Source organism: Saccharicrinis fermentans DSM 9555 = JCM 21142, assembly GCF_000517085.1.
In the GTDB taxonomy this organism is placed as follows: Bacteria; Bacteroidota; Bacteroidia; order Bacteroidales; family Marinilabiliaceae; genus Saccharicrinis; species Saccharicrinis fermentans.
In genome coordinates, this window is sequence record NZ_KI912107.1 from 5,584,668 (window position 1) to 5,603,676 (window position 19,009).

Below are 19,009 nucleotides of genomic sequence, written 5' to 3' on the forward strand. Positions count from 1 at the left end.
TCCTATGAAATTGTTTGACAAGCGTCCATGGTTAGCATGGCTGATGTTTTTTGCCACAATAATAGTGGTTTTCTTATTGGGGCTTTTGGCTTCTTCTATTGTTGAACGTAGGGCCGAGGCTACTTTTGTGAACGTTCCAAGAACCGATATTTCGGAATTTGAGCCCAGAAATGAGGTTTGGGGGGAGAATTACCCTCGTGAGTTTCAATCCTATTATCAAACAGCAGATACCAGCTTTGCCAGTAAGTATAACGGTGGAGCAGTGATTGATATGTTAGAACTTGATCCGCGCTTGGTTGTTTTATGGGCTGGTTATGGTTTTTCAAAGGATTACAAACAGGGTAGGGGACATTACTATGCTGTTACCGATGTTAGAAATACCTTAAGAACCGGGAGTCCTGCTGATGATAAATCGGGTCCTATGCCTTCTACATGCTGGACTTGTAAGGGGCCTGATGTACCTCGTCTGATGAATGAGCATGGAGTGGCTGAATTTTACAAGGGAAAATGGGCCCGGTTGGGTAGTGAGGTGGTCAATCCTATAGGCTGTGCTGATTGTCACGATCCAAAGACCATGAATCTTCGTATTACACGTCCGGCGTTGATAGAAGCATTTGAGCGACAAGGGAAGGATATCACCCAATCGTCACATCAGGAGATGCGTTCGTTGGTATGTGCGCAATGTCATGTGGAATATTATTTTAATAAGAAAACGGAGGAAGGTGCTAATTATCTTACTTTGCCCTGGGATAAAGGAATGAATGTGGAAGCCATGGAGGCGTATTACGATGAAATGGAATTCTCTGATTGGACGCATCAATTAAGCAAGGCTCCTATGTTAAAAGCACAGCATCCTGGATATGAGGTGTACTCAACAGGTATTCATGCCGATAGGGGCGTGTCTTGTGCCGATTGTCATATGCCTTATAAAAGTGAGGGAGGACAGAAATTTACGGATCATAAAATACAGTCACCTCTTAATAATGTAGCCAACTCCTGTCAAGTGTGTCACCGTCAGGAGACTGCTAATTTAATAGCCAATGTTTATGATCGTCAGGATAAGATCATTGAGAATAGAGATAAGCTGGAAGAATTGGTGGTTCGTGCCCATGTGGAAGCAAAAAAAGCATGGGATATTGGGGCTTCGCAGGCGCAAATGGAAGATATTTTAATGGGAATCAGGCATGCTCAGTGGCGTTGGGATTATGCAGCCGCAAGTCATGGAGCTTCTTTTCATTCGCCTGTGGAAATTGGACGAGTTATAGGAACGGGTATTGATATTGCACAGGAAACCAGGATTAAGCTCGCGCGATTACTGGCTGAGCTTGGACATAACCAAGAAGTGCCCTATCCGGATATTGAAACCAAAGCAAAGGCACAGCAGTTTGTTGGCTTGGATATGGAACGATTGAATCAGGAAAAGAAAGTCTTTAAGGAGGATGTAGTTCCTGAGTGGATTAAGGAAGCCCAGGCTCGAGAAGATTCGTAAATGAACTGTTTGTGATCAGCGTGAATGGTAAATGGTGATGAAGTGGGGTTTTGTCATTTTTAAAAAAGGCAGGATAGGCTATATTAGTGCATCTAACAAAAGAAAGCAGCCATGAATGTTCATTCATTTAAATCTATGATTTTGGCGGGAATACCAGAAGAACTGCCTAAAACAAAAGTCTACGATGAAACCATTAATCACGCTCCTGTTCGTAAGGATATCCTTACAAACGAGGAAAAGAAATTGGCGCTTAAGAATGCGCTAAGGTATTTTCCGGAAAGACACCATGGTGTTTTGGCACCAGAATTCCTAAAGGAGTTAAGGGATTATGGTCGAATTTATATGTATCGTTATCGTCCCGATTATGAGATAAAAGCCCGTTCTATTGATGATTTTCCTTGTAGAAGTAAACAGGCGGCGGCTATTATGCTGATGATATGTAATAACTTGGATCATGCTGTGGCGCAACATCCGCATGAATTGATTACTTATGGCGGTAATGGGGCGGTCTTTCAGAATTGGGCGCAATATTTGTTGACCATGCAATACTTAGCGACGATGACTGATGAGCAGACTTTGGTGATGTACTCGGGACATCCTATGGGGCTTTACCCTTCACATGCGCATGCCCCAAGGGTTGTTGTGACCAATGGGATGGTGATTCCAAATTATTCTAAACCCGATGATTGGGAACGTTTTAATGCATTGGGAGTTTCACAATATGGTCAAATGACTGCAGGCTCCTTTATGTATATTGGGCCTCAGGGTATTGTTCATGGAACAACCATTACTTTATTGAATGCGATTCGTAAATTGAAGGTAAATAATGATTCAGGTGGGCCTCGGTTATTTATTAGTGCTGGTCTGGGTGGAATGAGTGGTGCACAGCCTAAAGCGGCTAATATTGCGCAATGTATAAGTATTATTGCTGAAGTGAATCCCAAGGCTTTGCAGACTCGTTATGCCCAAGGTTGGGTAGATGAGGTGACAGAGAGCCTGATGGAATTGGAAAAAAGGGTTGCGCTTGCTAAAAAAATGAAAGAAGTGGTTTCTATTGCATATAAAGGTAATGTAGTGGAGGTGTGGGAGTACTTTGCTAAGAAACATATTTCGGTGGACTTGGGTTCGGATCAGACTTCGTTGCATAATCCATGGGCTGGTGGCTATTATCCGGTTGGATTGACTTATGAAGAGGCAAACAGGATGATGGTTGATGCGCCCGAATTGTTCAAGAACAAGGTGCAGGACTCGCTACGAAGGCATGTTGAGGCTATCAATACATTAACGGCATAAGGGATGTACTTTTTTGATTATGGAAATGCTTTTTTGCTGGAGTCAGGAAGGGCAGGAGCTAAAATTTTTAATGTTAGGGGTGAGTTTAAGTACCCTTCGTATGTGCAGGATATTATGGGACCCATGTGTTTTGATTATGGATTTGGCCCTTTTCGCTGGGTTTGTACCAGTAATCAACCGGATGATCTGGAAAAAACAGATCGGATAGCCTGCGCTGTATTGGAGCAGTTGTGTGAAAAAGCACCCGAAGAGATAAGGCAGCAGATGTCTGATAATATTCATTGGATCAAAGAGGCAGGTGATAATAACTTGGTGGTGGGGTCACAGGCTCGTATCTTGTATGCGGATGCTGAAGGAAGAATGCGCATAGCAGAAGCATTTAATGAGGCCATTAAAAATGGAGAAATCTCTGCACCTATTGTCCTGGGTCGCGATCATCATGATGTTTCGGGAACAGATAGTCCTTATCGCGAGACTTCAAATATTTATGATGGTTCCAGCTTTACTGCTGATATGGCGGTGCAGAATGTGATTGGGGATAGTTTTCGGGGAGCAACATGGGTATCTATACATAACGGAGGTGGTGTTGGATGGGGTGAGGTTATCAATGGAGGTTTTGGGATGGTTATTGATGGCAGTTCGGAGGCAGATCAGCGCTTGAAGTCAATGTTATTTTGGGATGTGAATAATGGAATTTCGCGCAGAAGCTGGGCTAGAAATAAGGGGGCTGTATTTGCCATTAAAAGAGCTATGGAGCTAAATCCTCAGCTTAGGGTTACACTCCCTGTTATTGCTGATGATGGTATGATTGATCAGCTGTTTGAGGAGTGATTTTGTTATTGGAAAAATTTAAGATGTTTTACTTGAATTCTTATTGAAGATTGAAAGTTAGGTTTATGAATGAAGAGGAATAACGCTAATTATTTGAAATGAATCTTACTCACTATATATGTCTTTTTTATTTGGGAAAGCTAATTTTTAACGGTCTTCATGAACAAGCCTCGCTAGTTTGTCATTGCCATAAAAAAATACAAAAGGTTTAAAGCAATAGATCGTTGTCAACTTCCATTAGAATGCCATATGGACGAGCAATAGATTGAGCGAGTTGGTTTAGTCCGATGTTGCGTGTGTACCTGACATACTCTTTCCCTTTTACATAAATAACCAAGGCAGGTACAGTAAATATGCTTAATTGTGCAGCCAGAAATGGAGCGTGTTCTATATTACAGTAGGTCAATAGTACCCGAGGAAAATCTGACTGTATTAACTCTTTTACCTTGGGCAATAAAACTTTGCATACACTGCATTTGTCGTGCGAAAAATAAGCCAGTAAGATATTGTGTGTATCTTTTAATCTTTCAAAATCCTGTACATTAGAGATGTTTTTCATTTGTATGCCTTAGTACTGGTTTGTGCTTAGCATCACCAAGGTGCATCCATGAACTACCTCTATTTGGTGGTCTTCTGCTAGTTTCTCCAAAGCCTCATTTTCGGTGCCTGGGTTTAATATAATTCTTTCCGGTTTTAGTTTTGTGATTATGTCGAAGTAGGAGGGTTGGTTCTTGGGGCCTACATACATAGTAATGGTATGAATGTCTTGAATATTACCTACTTCTGTGTTTATTTTAATGCCGTCTACATGGCCCTCTCTTAGGCCTAGAGCTACTACCGGGTGGTTGTTTTCATTTAATTTTTTGATGGCTTTGTGTGCGTATCTTTCGGGATTTTCACTGGCTCCGATGACTAATGTTTTTTTCTTCATGTTACCTTTTTGATTTTAATTGTAAGTAACAAATGTAATAAGGTATATTTAAATATCCAAATGTATAGATATTATCATTCATTTAACAAGTAACTGGCCATTGTTTATTTACCCGGTTTTATGGTAAACTTAATTTTAGCTTTCAATATGTTTATTGGTTAAAATATAAATGATTAAGCCACTTATCTCAAAGATACCTGCAATGATAAGGTGTATGTTGGCAATGCGATTTTGTGTAGTAGTGTAGAATAATAATAAAACAATTCCAGACAGGATAAATAATAAGCCGATATTTTTAAAAAACTGTTTCATTGTTTATTGGTTTAAAGTAAGTTGTTACCAATTTGATGACCATTTATTGGGGTCTAATTCTTCTTCCATAAAAACAAAATTAAAATCTTTTTTTAATTGTTTAAGTATGGGGTCGTAAATTTCTTTGTAAAAAGGACGTATAATTCCTTTGTGTGCAATTTTATTCTGTAATAAGAGTTCGGCACCTAAGGCAGCTGGGTATGATACGGTGTTGGCGATGGCCGTGTTTTCATTGTCGGAGCCTGACAATTTAAAGGTGCCAGACAGGAGTTTTTTGGTACCGTTGGGAAGTTTGTATAATAGTTGGTGGTTAAGTACTATTAAGTCTTTGTCAGACGGTAGCATTTTCATTTTGCTAAGCATCTTGTTGGTGAGTACTGAGAGAGGGGTGCGAGCGGAAGGACTGAAATGAGCGGAAGAAAAAAGTCCGATCCATTCCATTGACATGATGGAGGATGAATGAGTTTTGAGTCCCATTTTTTGTGCAAAATGATCTCTCAAATATTTTGTATTTTCTAATTTAGTGAGGTAGGATGTTAGTTCGGCATAGGTGGTGATATCTTTTGGGAAAGATTGTTCAGAAAGGTAACCGCACTCAATGAGGGTGTCCATCACTTCGCACCAGCCTTTATATCTTAGGGTTCCTCTGAAGAAAGTTTCTGCTTCAGGAATTCTGTATAGGCTGATGTATTTTAATGCATTGCGGTTGGCATAAGCTTCCATTTCGCCTAATCCTTCGAAATTGAGAAGAAGGGTGTTTTTCATTAGTGCCGAGGCATCATGTTCGATGATTGTGTTGTTTTTAAGGTAGGTGGCGTGAGATGAGCTTGCCTTCATTACACCTGTGGGACTCCATGAGAATTTGTACCTAAAAGGGTTGTCAAGAGATTCTGGAGAAGGAAGCGCACCGCAAACTGAAATAAATTTTTCAACTTTACCTCCTTTTTCTTTTATGGTGTCGATCATTTGTGAAGCCCACATATGGTCTATGCCTGGATCTAGTCCCATTTCGTTTAATATACAGATGTTGTTTCTGTACGCTTCGGAATGTAATTCATCCATGCCCGCCTGTTGGTAGGATGTGGTGATCATATTCTTTTTGTTACGAATACAGGCCTTACATACCAGAAGATGCAGGTGGTAGGGTAATAGACTTACTATCACCAAGTGCTGTTTAACCAATGTGTGTAATTTATTAATATCATCGGAATGCCATTCAACAGCCGTGCCTTGGGGGTTGTTTTCAATAATAAGTTCCGCCTGGTAAAGGAGTTCGGAGGCAACTGTGATCTTGTATTTTTTGCGTAGCAGATATTTAACAAGGGGGGCTGCTACTTTTCCGGCGCCCAGTATTAGTATTTGGTTGTTATTGTTCATATCTACTATAATATACAATTCATTCTTAAAAAAATCAATATTTATTCGAGCTTCTTTAAACTTTATCATTACCGATTTTTAATTTTATATTTGCACGAATGATGCAGAAATGTATTTGTTTTAAATTAGGATTATAACAAGATAAAAAGGGATTCGGTGGCTAAAAAAGAAGGAAAGAAAGCGGTGCAAACTCCGTTGATGAAGCAATATTATTCCATTAAAGATAAGCATCCAGACGCAATATTATTATTCAGGGTGGGTGATTTTTATGAGACATTTTCGGACGATGCAATCAAAACGGCGGAGATATTGGGAATTACTTTGACTAGAAGAGCTAATGGAGCAGCTTCTTATGTTGAGCTGGCTGGTTTTCCACATCATGCCCTGGATACTTATCTTCCTAAGTTGGTGCGTGCCGGTCAAAGGGTGGCCGTGTGTGATCAGTTAGAAGATCCTAAGATGACTAAAAATATTGTGAAACGTGGTGTTACTGAGTTGGTAACGCCAGGGGTGGCTATGGGCGATAATGTGCTGGAACATAAAGAGAATAACTTTTTAGCCTCGGTGCATATGGATAAAAAGGTAGCAGGTGTTGCCTTTTTGGATATTTCAACAGGTGAGTTTCTGACTGCAGAAGGTCGTTTTGAGTATATTGATAAGTTGTTGAATGGATTTAAACCCAAAGAAGTACTTTTTGAAAAAAGCAAGAGGAGTCAATTTATCGAAAATTTTGGTGATAAATTTTATACCTATGGTTTAGAAGACTGGGTGTTTACTGAAGATTCTGCGCATGATAGACTGCTAAAGCATTTTGAAACCAAATCATTAAAGGGATATGGGGTTCATAATTTGAAATATGGAATTGTGGCTGCTGGTGCAGTGATGCATTATCTGGATTTAACCCAGCATAACAGGGTGCAGCATATCACAGGCTTATCCAGAATAGAGGAAGATAAATATGTATGGTTGGATAAGTTTACTATCCGTAATCTAGAACTCTTTGGGACAGTCAATGAGGGTGGTAATTCCTTGGTTTCGGTGATTGATAAAACAGTTTCTCCCATGGGGAGTCGTATGCTCAAAAGATGGGTGGCTTTGCCTCTGAAAGAGGTGAAGTTGATTGAAGATCGATTATCGGCTGTTGAGTACTTTTTTAAAGAGCCGGATTTTAAAGAACACTTGGAAGATTTGTTGCGTCCGGTAGGAGATTTAGAGCGTTTGGTATCGAAAGTGGCCGTGGGTAGAATTTCTCCTAGAGAGGTGGTGCAGGTGAAAATGGCTCTGACCGCAATTGAACCTATCAAAAAAGGGTGTGAGGATAGTAGTAATGAAACTTTGAAAGGTATTGGTGAGCAGCTCAATCCTTGTGTGAGTATAAGAACCAGAATAGAAAATGAAATTGCTGCAGATCCTCCTGTTCAAATTAATAAAGGAAATGTAATTGGTGAAGGGGTATCCGAAGAGCTGGATGAGCTTCGTAAAATTGCTTTTTCAGGCAAGGATTATTTGAATAATCTGGTTCAGCGAGAAATTGAAAGGACAGGTATTCCGTCTCTTAAAATTAGTTTTAACAATGTTTTTGGCTATTATATCGAGGTACGAAATACACATAAAGACAAGGTGCCTGAGGAGTGGATCAGAAAGCAAACTTTAGTGAATGCAGAGCGTTATATCACTGAAGAGCTGAAGGAATACGAGGCTAAGATCTTGGGTGCTGAAGAAAAAATATTGACGCTGGAAACAACTATTCAATAATCTGGTGATGAGTCTGGGGGAATATTTGGCAGCGATTCAATTGGATGCTAGTTTGCTGGCCAAGCTTGATTGTTTGTTGTCATTTTCAACCATAGCCGCTCAAAATAAATATGTTCGTCCTGTTATTGAAGATAGTGATGTGATTGATATTAAGTCGGGTCGCCACCCTGTAATCGAAACGCAGTTGCCTGCAGGTGAGGAGTATGTGCCTAATGATGTTTACTTAGATAGCGAGAAGCAACAGGTTATCATTATTACGGGACCTAATATGGCTGGTAAGTCGGCCTTGCTTCGTCAAACAGCCTTGGTTGTGTTGATGGGGCAAATAGGGTGTTTTGTACCGGCCGAATCGGCCAGAATCGGTGTGGTTGATAAGGTATTTACCCGTGTTGGAGCTTCAGATAATATCTCAGCTGGGGAATCTACTTTTATGGTGGAGATGAATGAAGCAGCTAGTATTTTGAATAATATTTCAGCACGTAGTCTTATACTATTTGATGAGTTGGGACGTGGAACGAGTACGTATGATGGTATCTCCATTGCTTGGAGTATCGTAGAATATATCCATGAAAATAAGCGAGCTAAGGCAAAGACCTTGTTTGCTACTCACTATCATGAGCTGAACGAAATGGAGAGATCGTTTGCGCGATGTAAGAACTTTAATGTGTCGGTGAAAGAAGTAGATAATAGGGTAATATTCTTACGTAAGTTGGTGCGAGGAGGTAGTGAACATAGCTTTGGTATTCATGTGGCACGGATGGCAGGAATGCCCAAAAGTGTGGTGAATAGAGCCAATGAAATACTGGAGGAGCTGGAAGGTACGAAGCGTAAAGGAAACTTATCGAAGCCAGTAAACGATTTGGGTCAACAACGCGAAGGCTATCAAATGAGCTTTTTCCAACTGGATGATCCAGTGTTGAAACAGATTCGTGATGAGATTGCGAATACCGATATTAATAATTTAACCCCCATGGAAGCCCTCAATAAATTAAACGAAATAAAAAAGTTTACAGGTATTAGCTGATGTTTTATTCTGGTAATCAATAAAGTGAAAAATGGGCAAAAAAAAAGTTTGTTCAAAAGGGAAAAAAAATTTGTCAGTAATTTAAAATGCTCTATATTTGCATCCGCAATCACGAAATACTACATGCGAGTAACGACAGGCATGAACGGTTGTAGAGTGTTGACAGAGGCGAAAATAGCTCAGTTGGTAGAGCACGACCTTGCCAAGGTCGGGGTCGCGGGTTCGAGTCCCGTTTTTCGCTCTCCGGATGATAAGTCCAGGATGCTCGAGTGGTGGAATTGGTAGACACGCAAGACTTAAAATCTTGTGTCCATTAGGACGTGCGGGTTCAAGTCCCGCCTCGAGTACAAGTTTAAAAAGCGCTTAGAACATTTGTTTTAAGCGCTTTTTTTTTTGGTGTGCCGTGCATGGTAACTAACTAGATGATACAAGGGGTCGTGGATCACGTGCAAAAGTTGGGTCTGTTGAAAAATAAGTATTTATTTAGCTGTTAAATAGAAACGGAAAAAATAAATTGTGAAAGAAGAACTATCATCGGAGCTACTGGCTCTATTCTTACCAGAAGGGATATTAAGTTACCAAGTTGTAGAGTTGCTATGTTGACGCGTTAAAAGGTTTAGAGAGTTGAATTCCAGCCTTGAAATGACTTCAAGTAAAACAAAAGTAGTTACAATTGATCCATAACCATATTCAATAACTCTCAATGAATGAATAATCTCCATTTAGACACACAACAATTAGCAAAACTCCTAATAATTTAAGCCAAAAGCCCATAAAGGTAATACATTCAAATACCCAAATTCAATGTCATCTTTTACGATATATGATTTTCCATTTTTTTCTATTTGTTTTTGCTGTTTATTCTTCCCTCCAACTTCGAATGAGGAGTCTTTGATAACAAAATCAGCATTCTTTGATGATATAACCTCATTTCTTACTCTCATTTGATTCAGAAAAAAGGTTTCTCTTATATTACCTATATTAGATTTTTCGCCAGCTAAACTATAAATTAAATTGGTATTGTCAAGATAGACTTTGTCAACTTTACCTAGACTTCGAATTCCACTGGTTTCATTTCGTAGTTGACTGATAAGGCCTGCCTTCTCCATATACATAAAGTAGTCATCTAGAGAGTTTCTGCTAACACTAATCATTTCGGCAATCTTTGATAAATTGGGTTTGAATGGTACACTTTCAGAGATTATAGACAATAAACGCTTCAATTTCCGGCTAGTTCCAACATTCATATTTGCATATTGAGGAATGTCGGTTTCTAAAGTTTGAACTACTATTTGTCCTAAGCGAAGATTAAGCTCATTTTCAATTCCAAATGGATAATAACCTCGCTGCAGGTAGTCATTGAATAATGGTAGTGGGTGTTTTATATCCGCAAGCTGAATCTCTCTATTTACAATATTTTCGAGAGTGAAAGTTTCAACTTTTTTATTGTGAAAGAAATGGAGGTATTCTCTAAAAGAAAGTCCTTGTAATTTGTATATTAATGCACGTCTACTTAAGTCAGCAGAACCTTTTAGTATGTCGAGTACAGAAGACCCCGTAAATACAACCTTCAAGTCTGGATATGAGTCATAAATATTTTTTAATTCTCGAGACCAATCTTCATATTTGTGAATCTCATCAATAAATAAGTATTCCCCAGCATTCTTATAAAAAATATCAGCTAAATCTACTAATCTATTTTCGCTAAAGTACATATCGTCAGCAGATACGTACAAAGCTTGTTTACTACCTAAATTCTCTTTTATATACTGTAGAATCATTGTTGTTTTTCCAACACCTCTAGGACCAATAATCCCGACCATTCTGCTATTCCAAGAAATTTCTTGATACAGATAGCGCTTAAAATCTGTAGTCGTATTTTGTAATAAAATTTCAAATTTCTGATATAGAGTTCTCATCGCGTTAAACAATTTGTTTATACAAATATAATAAAATGCACAACCAAATGTGCAATATTTGAATATATTGCACTATTAATAGTGCAGTGCTGTTTTTTATGTGATAAAAGTTAAAGAATTATCTTAATACCTTGATGTATATTGTATTTATATAAATTTGTAGTTTTACATTTTACTTATGGACTTGTAAGTGAAAAATATATATAAGTTTGGTGTGAAATAATTTAATGGCTATAGTAATGATGAATCTAAGTAAGGTTTTGTTTTTTCTGTTTTTGGTTTGTGGTTCAAGTTTATTTGCTCAACGATTTAATAAAGAACTTGTTCAATGGAAATTTTCAAGGGAAGATAATGCGTCCAATTCACAAGTTGATTTTGACGATTCTGATTGGGAAACTGTGACAGTTCCTCATGATTGGGCTATATATGGTCCGTTTGATCAGGAAGTGGATAAACAGCTTGTGAGAATTGTACAGAACAATGAAAAAAAGGCCACAGAGAAGACAGGTCGGACAGGTGCTTTGCCTTTTATTGGAGTTGGTTGGTATAGAACAAAGGTTCAGTTGCCTGAATATGCACAAGGAAAGCAAACGTTGCTTACTTTTGATGGTGCCATGAGTCAGGCAGAAGTCTATGTAAATGGTCAAAAGATTGGTGTTAGACCCTATGGTTATAGTTACTTTTATTTTGATATATCTGATTACTTTGATTCAGAAAAGGACGTGGTGATAGCTGTCCGTCTTAAAAATAAAGCTTTTTCTTCACGTTGGTATCCCGGAGCAGGTTTATATCGTAAAGTCAGGCTTATTGTTAAAGATAAGGTGAGTTTTAAGCATTGGGGGCATTTTATTACTACTCCTTATGTATCAGAGGATGTTAGTAAAGTGAATATTCGCTCTCAGGTACAGGGCGATCATGTTAAGGTGATTACTATTATTAAAGATGCGCAAGGAAATGTTGTTGCTAAAGATGAAGCGGCGGATAGGTTTGCAGACGAGATAGAACAAAATATAGCGGTTACAAATCCAAGACTTTGGAGTCCTGAGAATCCGTATTTATATACTGCCGAACTGAAATTATATCAAAATGATGTTTTAAAAGATACTGAGAAGATACGTTTCGGAATCAGGCAGATCAAATATTCAGCCACTAATGGTTTTGAGTTAAATGGCAAGGTGACTAAGTTTAAAGGGGTCTGTTTGCATCACGATTTGGGTCCCCTTGGCACGGCAGTGAATAGAGCAGCGCTAAAAAGGCAGCTTACCATCCTTAAAGATATGGGCTGTAATGCTATTCGTTCGGCTCATAATATGCCATCGTTTGAGCAATTGGAGCTCTGTGATGAGATGGGTTTTTTGTTTTTGGCGGAAAGCTTTGATGAGTGGAAAAAGCCCAAAGTAAACAATGGTTATCATCTGTATTTTGACGATTGGGCTGAAAAAGATGTTATTAATTTGGTGCGTGCAACGCGTAATCACCCATGTATTGTAATGTGGAGTGCTGGTAATGAGGTTCCTGATCAGTACGGAAGTGAAGGTGTTAAAAGAGCAAAATGGCTACAGGATATTTTCCACAGGGAAGATCCGACCAGACCTGTTACTGTTGGTATGGATCAGGTGAAGGCTGTGATGGAAAGCGGTTTTGGTGCTATATTGGATGTTCCAGGATTAAATTATCGAACACATTTATATGATGAGGCCTATGAAAAATTTCCTCAAGGTATTCTTTTGGGCTCTGAGACAGCCTCTACTGTAAGTTCAAGGGGTGTTTATAAGTTCCCTCTGGTACAGGAAGCAGGTAAAATATATGCTGACTTACAGTGTTCTTCTTATGATTTGGAATATTGTAATTGGTCCAATATTCCTGAAGATGATTTTGTTTTGCAGGATGATAGACCTTGGGTGATTGGTGAATTTGTATGGACAGGTTTTGATTATCTAGGCGAGCCTACTCCTTATGATAAGTATTGGCCTTCACGTAGTTCATATTTTGGTATTTGTGATTTGGCTGGTTTGCCCAAGGATAGGTATTATTTGTATCGTAGTAGATGGAATACTAAAGAGGAAACTTTGCATATACTTCCACACTGGAATTGGAAGGGGAGAGAAGGTGAAATTACACCCGTATTTGTGTATACCAATTATCGTAGTGCAGAATTGTTTGTGAATGGGAAAAGTCAGGGCATTCAACGAAAGAATGAGGATACTAAGTTAAATCGTTATCGTCTGATGTGGATGGATGTTAAATATGAGCCAGGAACATTAACAGTGGTGGCTTATGATGATGATGGAATTGCCGTAGCAGAGAAGTCGATCGTAACCGCAGGAGAGCCTTGGGGTATAAAATTGGAGGCAGACAGATCCATAATAGATGCCAATGGAGAAGATATAAGTTATGTGACAGCAACAATTGTTGATAAAGAAGGGAATCCTTGTCCAGCCGCAATCAATAAGCTTTCCTTCAAAGTGAAGGGTAGTGGTAAATTTAGAGCAGCTTGTAATGGAGATGCCACCTCCTTGGAGTTATTTCATCAACCTAGTATGAAAACTTTTAGTGGAAAGTTGGTGGTGTTGGTTCAGTCATCTATGAAAGCTGGAGATATTGAGCTGACAGTGACAGGTGCTGGATTGAAAAAAGAAAAAATTACAATAGCTGCGGGAAATGCACATGACCTATAGGTTTCATTTTTAAATTTCGATCAAGGGTGTCATTTATTTGCTGTAACTGATATCCCCTAAAGATTAATGTTTTTTTTCTCGCTGATCATTTTTAAGATAGAGCTGGCACCCGCAGAATATAGTTTTTCTGATAAGATATCAATGGCCTCATCGATGAGTCAATGAGGCCATTGGTGTTAAATATTTTCTTAGAAAATCTATTGCGAATAAAATTACTGGCAATCAAGTCGCCAGCTAACTTGTTTTACATATCTGAATTTATCTTTCAAATATCATATGAACTCAACAGGATTAATCATTCTTCTGTGTGTGAAACCATTCCCATGGCTCGTTTCAGCTCACTATAGCATTGCTATGCTTCATTTCAACAAGTTTTTTATTGATGTATTGTAAATTCTCATGACAATGTTCTAATACTTCGTCCTGGTAAAAATATGTTTCATTTCCAGAAAATAACTTTCTCTTTTCCCATCTCGAAAATTAGTTCACCGCCCTTCATGATGTCAGCGTGATGAATGAGATGGCTATCTAATGCTTTTCCATTTAAATATACTTTTTGCACATATTTGTTTTCAGTTGAGTTATTTTTAGCGATTACTTCAAATGTTTTATTGTTGCCAACAGCAATACGAATATGATCAAAAACGGGAACCCCTATGGAGTACATATTGTCACCGGGGCAAACAGGGTAAAAACCCATGGCATTTAAAATATACCAGGCCGACATTTGTCCGCAATCCTCGTTTCCACATAGTCCATCGGGTGTGTTGGTATAAAATTTTGAACGAATATCGCTAACGACTTCTTGTGTGCGCCAAGGCATGTCGGCGTAGTTAAATAAGTAGGCAATGTGGTGGCTAGGTTCGTTACCATGTGCATATTGTCCGATTAGTCCGGTAATATCGGCTGATTTTTCTTCTCCTAATACTTCGGAGGTAATGGTGAATAAGGAATCCAGTTTTATGCCGAATTGCTTCTTGCCACCCAAAAGATTCATTAAGCCATTTATATCATGTGGTACATACCAGGTCCATTGCCATGCATTACCTTCAGCATAGGGAGTTTTCCAGTGTGCAGAAAAGCGAGGGTTAAATGGTTTTTTCCATGAGCCATCTCTGTTTTTTCCTCGCATAAAGCCAGTTTCCTTATCAAAATAGGCTTTATAATGCTGTGATCGTTTATAATAGTGATTTGCAATATCCGTTTTTCCCATTTCTTTTGCCATTGTTGCAATACACCAATAATCATAGGCAAATTCTAATCCTTTGGATGTTGATGAAATTTCCAGGTCATTAGGTATGTATCCATATTGCTTATCATACAGTTTTGCTTTGGGCATGAGTGCCGGGATAAATGCGGGTGTTGGGTATTGAATTGGTCTAATGGAATCGTATTCAACAGCTTCAATCATGGCTTGTAATGCTAAATCAGCATCGAAATCACGGTTGCCTTTCATATAAGCATCAGCAATAACTGGAACAGCATGAGAGCCGATCATAGTTCCTGTGTAGTTGGCTGCTAATTCCCACATGGGTAATATTCCACCCTCTTTACTCTTACGTAAAAGATCTCTTATTAAATCTTGGTTATATTCGGGTTTAATAATGGTGAAAAGGGGATGTTGCGCTCTGTAAGTATCCCATAAAGAATAGATTGTATAGCTCTTTTGTTGTGATGAGTGTATTTGGTGATCCATCCCGCGGTATCTACCGTCAGCATCGGTATAAATAATGGGAGAGAGGTTCGTGTGATAAAGAGCGGTGTAGAATACGGTTTGTTCGTCGGCAGTACCTCCACTTATTTGGATTTTAGAAAGCTCTTTTTGCCAACTGGCTTGTGCGTTTTTAACTACCTTGTTGAAGTTGAAATCAGGTATTTCTGCCATTAAATTTTGTGCAGCTCCCTGATGATCCACAGGACTAATTCCAACACTAACAAAGACTTCTTCTTTATCGCTTGTGTTAAAGCTGATGATTGCTTTTACCTTGGTGCCGGATATACTCTTTTTATTTTTGATCAAGACATCGTTGTTGTACAATTGGACGGTAAAAGGTTTGGAAAACTTTGCGTTAAAATAGACATAGTGGTTGATGGCCCATCCTTTTGTTTTGCGATAACCGGCTATTTCTGTGTTGCTTATTATCTGTATGTCGGCCTCTGTAACTGGTTGTTGATGAATGCTGTGTGCTAAGTCGAGAATGAAACCGGCATGATCTGATTTAGGAAACGTGTATTTATGAATACCTGCTCTTTGGGTGCTGGATAGTTCCACTTTTACCTGTGGATCATCTAAAAATACGCTGTAGTAGCCCGGGTGTGCTTCTTCGTTTTCTTTTTTGAAGGATGATTTATAGCCAATACCTTTGGGTTCACCTTCGCCGGATTGGAGAGATGCTTTGCCCGTATAAGGCATTAGTAAGATGTCGCCCATATCACCTATGCCTGTGCCACTCAGATGGGTATGACTAAAGCCAAGAATGACTGAATCAGAATAATGGTATCCTGAACAAGCATCCCAACCCTTGGTGCGTGTATCCGGACTCAGTTGGACCATTCCAAAAGGGACAGTGGCTCCGGGATACATATGTCCGTGGAAATCGGTTCCTATAAATGGGTTTACCAATGCGTTGATATCTTCAACATTTGTGGTGTTCACCTGTTCATCTCCGCAAGAGTAAGAAATGAATAGTACCAGTAGAATTAGAGGCAAAAAAACTGTTTTCATTGTATCTGATTTATTAATGTGCTGGAAGTCTGTATGCAGCAGGTGTAAATTAAGCTAATTATTAAGTTTATATTTAATGTATATAGATCTTTTTTTATAAAAAGACAAAGTTTCAAAATCCAAGGCTTATATAAAAGTTGTAGAGGTGTAATATCGTTAAATGACAATAAATAGTGGCCGTAGAATATTATTTAGAGGTATGGGGGGATATATTAATTTGTTAAAAGCCGACAAGTAAATATTGAGGAATGTTAACGATTAGCAACTGATTTTTACAAATAACGGAATAGAGTACAAAAAGTATGTTAGCACACAATATATAATTTTGATCAACATTAAATAGGATTGTAATTTTGAAACCGAAAATTAAGTTATAATAAAGAGTATGCAATCATTGAAAAATATATTATTCAAAGAAGCATTGTTTTTGATGTTTTTTTCGATGGTATCAGTTGCTATAAAGGCCCAGTTGGCTGATACTTTACAACCATATTCGGCCTATTGGTTTATAGATGAGTTGTTGGAGTGGGATGTAAGTAAAGATGCTGACGCAATTTATAATAGAAGCTTTACCTCGTTAGCAACTAAATATTATAATCCTGATTTTAAGGTTAATAGTCATGCAAGAGCAAACGAGGCAAAGGTAGAGGTATTACCCATATTTGCACCAACATCATCTAATCCTTCCCAAGGTTCTCTAGTAAAAGATTATTATGCATTTACATATTGGCAATATTGCGATTTGATGGTGTATTGGGGAGGATCATCTTATGAAGGAATGATTGTTGCACCCCCGGCACCTGTTATAGATGCAGCGCATCGAAACGGAGTTCCTGTTTATGGAACCGTTTTTTTTCCTCCTATGGCTTATGGAGGTAAGAGAGAATGGGTATCTCAGTTTGTTCAACATAAAGATGGTATTTTTCCTGTGGCTGATAAACTAATTGAGGTGGCTAAATATTTTGGTTTTGATGGTTGGTTTATCAATCAGGAAACCGGAAAAAAAGGAGAGGTAGAGCAGGATTTTGCGTTGGCTAAAGCCATGCAGGAATTTATGATATATTATAAAAAGCATTCAGATTTGTCTATTCAGTGGTACGATGCCATGTTAAATGATGGAACAGTTAATTGGCAACATGAAATTAATGATCGTAATCAAATGTTTTTTCAAAGTGGAGATACCTTGGTTTCAGATCAGATGTTTTTAGATTTTAGATATAATTCAGAAAATCTGCGAAGAACAAAAAAGAAAGTTGAAAAATTGGGTCGTAATATATATGACGTTTATGGAGGTATCGATGTGCAGAATAATGGATATGAAACAGAAATAGGTTATACCTATCCCCAAGGAGCTAATTTTAATGTTCTATTTCCTGAGGGAGAATCTCATGCGGCTTCATTGGCCTTTTATGTTCCCTCATGGACCTTTTCCAGTGCTAAAAATATTTATGATTTTTATCAACGAGAAAGTCGCTTTTGGGTGGGAGAAAAAGGTAATCCTGCAAAGACCGAAACCAGCCATAATTGGAAGGGAGTGGCTTATTATGTTCCGGCAAAAACAGCCGTTACAAAAAAACCTTTTGTAACGAATTTTTGTACAGGTCATGGAGAGAAATATTTTCGTAATGGGGAGGATGTTACTTCTGTACACTGGAGAAACGGATGGAATAATCTATCTCTTCAAGATATACAGCCAACATGGAGGTGGGTGGTTGAAAGCGAAAAATTAAGTATTGGCTATGATTTTACAGATGCTTATAATGGAGGTAATTGCTTGGAAATAAAAGGTTATTCCAATGAGAATGATATTATTCCTTTGTTTGGTACTAGGTTGGATGTAACGAATAGTACAGTTCTACGTATCGGTTGTAAGAAATTAAGTCATTCAGACGTGAACTTATTGTTGACGTTTGAAAATGGTAAAGAAAAGATTATTCCAATTTATGAATCTAATGGAGAAGAGTGGTGTTTAGACTCTTTTAATATAGGAAATTATGAAGATCAGAAATTATGTCGAATAGCGCTAATGTTGGGGAAAGGACAAAATCATCATGTGCGAATAGGACAATTAAGTGTTATAGATAGAGTGTCTTCTTTACCTTCTGTATCAGGTTTTTCCATAGAGGAAAAGGCAGAAATTAAACATGGAGTATTAAATATGAGAGTAAAATGGGAGAGGCTAAATCAGGATGTTTTTTATTATCGCATTTATAAAATCAACGCAAATGGTCAAAAGTCTTTTCTTGGGGGAACAACCAGTAATGCATGCTTTTTACCCATGGTGCCAAAGCGTAAAGATGAGAAACTTACACTAGCTATTGAGGCCGTCGGAATGGATTATGTATTATCCCCCTTTTCATTATTGGAAGTAGAGTGAAGTATTTTGATGATCTAGAATGTGTTACTAATGTGCACTGTGCGTTATTAATTGTGGTTCAATAATTTAAAATAAGGTTGATTTTAATGAAATGGAACGAGTCATGGGAATTGTTTGGCACATAAGGAGATGATTCATTTAGACGAGTTTCATATGACTTATGAAAGAAAAAGATAACCGATGAAAGCTTGTGTCAAACGAAGTAGTATTTTTTACATCAAAACAAAGGCGCTAAAAGGTAATAAAAAGCCGTTTTAGAGTAATTAATAAATTTGCTGAACTGGGAGGCAAGTTATAG

Annotated in this window: 10 protein-coding genes, 2 tRNA genes and 1 pseudogene; 8 read left to right on the forward strand and 5 right to left on the reverse strand. The window is 38.2% G+C overall.

Translation table 11 applies throughout. The annotated features are described in order from the left end of the window. Window positions 1-4 precede the first annotated feature (4 nt). Complete coding sequence (gene nrfA / locus CYTFE_RS0122915; protein ID WP_044211800.1) at window positions 5-1,489, forward strand: ammonia-forming cytochrome c nitrite reductase; 1,485 nt, start codon at window positions 5-7, stop codon at window positions 1,487-1,489. Between the two features lie 342 nt (window positions 1,490-1,831). Then, window positions 1,832-3,613 (forward strand): annotated as a pseudogene (locus CYTFE_RS32085) (urocanate hydratase). 208 nt (window positions 3,614-3,821) lie between these two features. Here CYTFE_RS32085 and CYTFE_RS0122930 read toward each other — a convergent pair. The 3 genes from CYTFE_RS0122930 to CYTFE_RS0122945 form a co-directional block, all read right to left on the reverse strand. Continuing rightward, the gene (locus tag CYTFE_RS0122930) at window positions 3,822-4,172 is read right to left on the reverse strand and encodes a thioredoxin family protein (protein WP_027473737.1); all 351 of its coding nucleotides are present in this window, start codon (window positions 4,170-4,172) and stop codon (window positions 3,822-3,824) included. A 9-nt stretch (window positions 4,173-4,181) separates the two neighbouring features. After that, window positions 4,182-4,544 (reverse strand): CoA-binding protein, encoded by a 363-nt coding sequence (locus CYTFE_RS0122935; RefSeq protein ID WP_027473738.1) that lies wholly within the window; start codon window positions 4,542-4,544, stop codon window positions 4,182-4,184. A gap of 336 nt (window positions 4,545-4,880) precedes the next feature. Beyond that, window positions 4,881-6,302, reverse strand: coding sequence for a saccharopine dehydrogenase C-terminal domain-containing protein (locus CYTFE_RS0122945; RefSeq protein ID WP_027473739.1), 1,422 nt, complete (start codon window positions 6,300-6,302; stop codon window positions 4,881-4,883). A gap of 87 nt (window positions 6,303-6,389) precedes the next feature. On the opposite strand from CYTFE_RS0122945, the gene mutS reads away from it, so the two are divergent. From mutS to CYTFE_RS0122960, 4 genes are all read left to right on the forward strand, one after another. Beyond that, window positions 6,390-7,988, forward strand: coding sequence for a DNA mismatch repair protein MutS (gene mutS / locus CYTFE_RS31345; protein ID WP_235207930.1), 1,599 nt, complete (start codon window positions 6,390-6,392; stop codon window positions 7,986-7,988). A 7-nt stretch (window positions 7,989-7,995) separates the two neighbouring features. Next, complete coding sequence (locus tag CYTFE_RS31350; RefSeq protein WP_235207931.1) at window positions 7,996-9,012, forward strand: MutS-related protein; 1,017 nt, start codon at window positions 7,996-7,998, stop codon at window positions 9,010-9,012. A 168-nt stretch (window positions 9,013-9,180) separates the two neighbouring features. Continuing rightward, window positions 9,181-9,253 (forward strand) — tRNA-Gly (locus CYTFE_RS0122955). Window positions 9,254-9,275: 22 nt separating this feature from the next. Beyond that, window positions 9,276-9,359: transfer RNA gene (locus CYTFE_RS0122960), tRNA-Leu, on the forward strand. A 402-nt stretch (window positions 9,360-9,761) separates the two neighbouring features. Here the strand turns inward: CYTFE_RS0122960 and CYTFE_RS0122965 are convergent. Beyond that, on the reverse strand, window positions 9,762-10,931 hold the full coding sequence (locus tag CYTFE_RS0122965; RefSeq protein ID WP_027473740.1) for an ATP-binding protein: 1,170 nt from the start codon (window positions 10,929-10,931) through the stop codon (window positions 9,762-9,764). Window positions 10,932-11,170: 239 nt separating this feature from the next. Here CYTFE_RS0122965 and CYTFE_RS0122970 point away from each other — a divergent pair, with 239 nt between their 5' ends. Beyond that, on the forward strand, window positions 11,171-13,609 hold the full coding sequence (locus CYTFE_RS0122970; RefSeq protein ID WP_154665719.1) for a DUF4982 domain-containing protein: 2,439 nt from the start codon (window positions 11,171-11,173) through the stop codon (window positions 13,607-13,609). 439 nt (window positions 13,610-14,048) lie between these two features. Here CYTFE_RS0122970 and CYTFE_RS0122975 read toward each other — a convergent pair whose 3' ends face one another. Continuing rightward, window positions 14,049-16,334, reverse strand: coding sequence for a GH92 family glycosyl hydrolase (locus CYTFE_RS0122975; protein WP_052343383.1), 2,286 nt, complete (start codon window positions 16,332-16,334; stop codon window positions 14,049-14,051). 385 nt (window positions 16,335-16,719) lie between these two features. Here CYTFE_RS0122975 and CYTFE_RS27840 point away from each other — a divergent pair, with 385 nt between their 5' ends. Continuing rightward, a complete protein-coding gene (locus CYTFE_RS27840) occupies window positions 16,720-18,711 on the forward strand; it encodes an endo-beta-N-acetylglucosaminidase (RefSeq protein ID WP_052343384.1) in 1,992 nt (663 codons plus the stop codon). Window positions 18,712-19,009 lie beyond the last annotated feature (298 nt).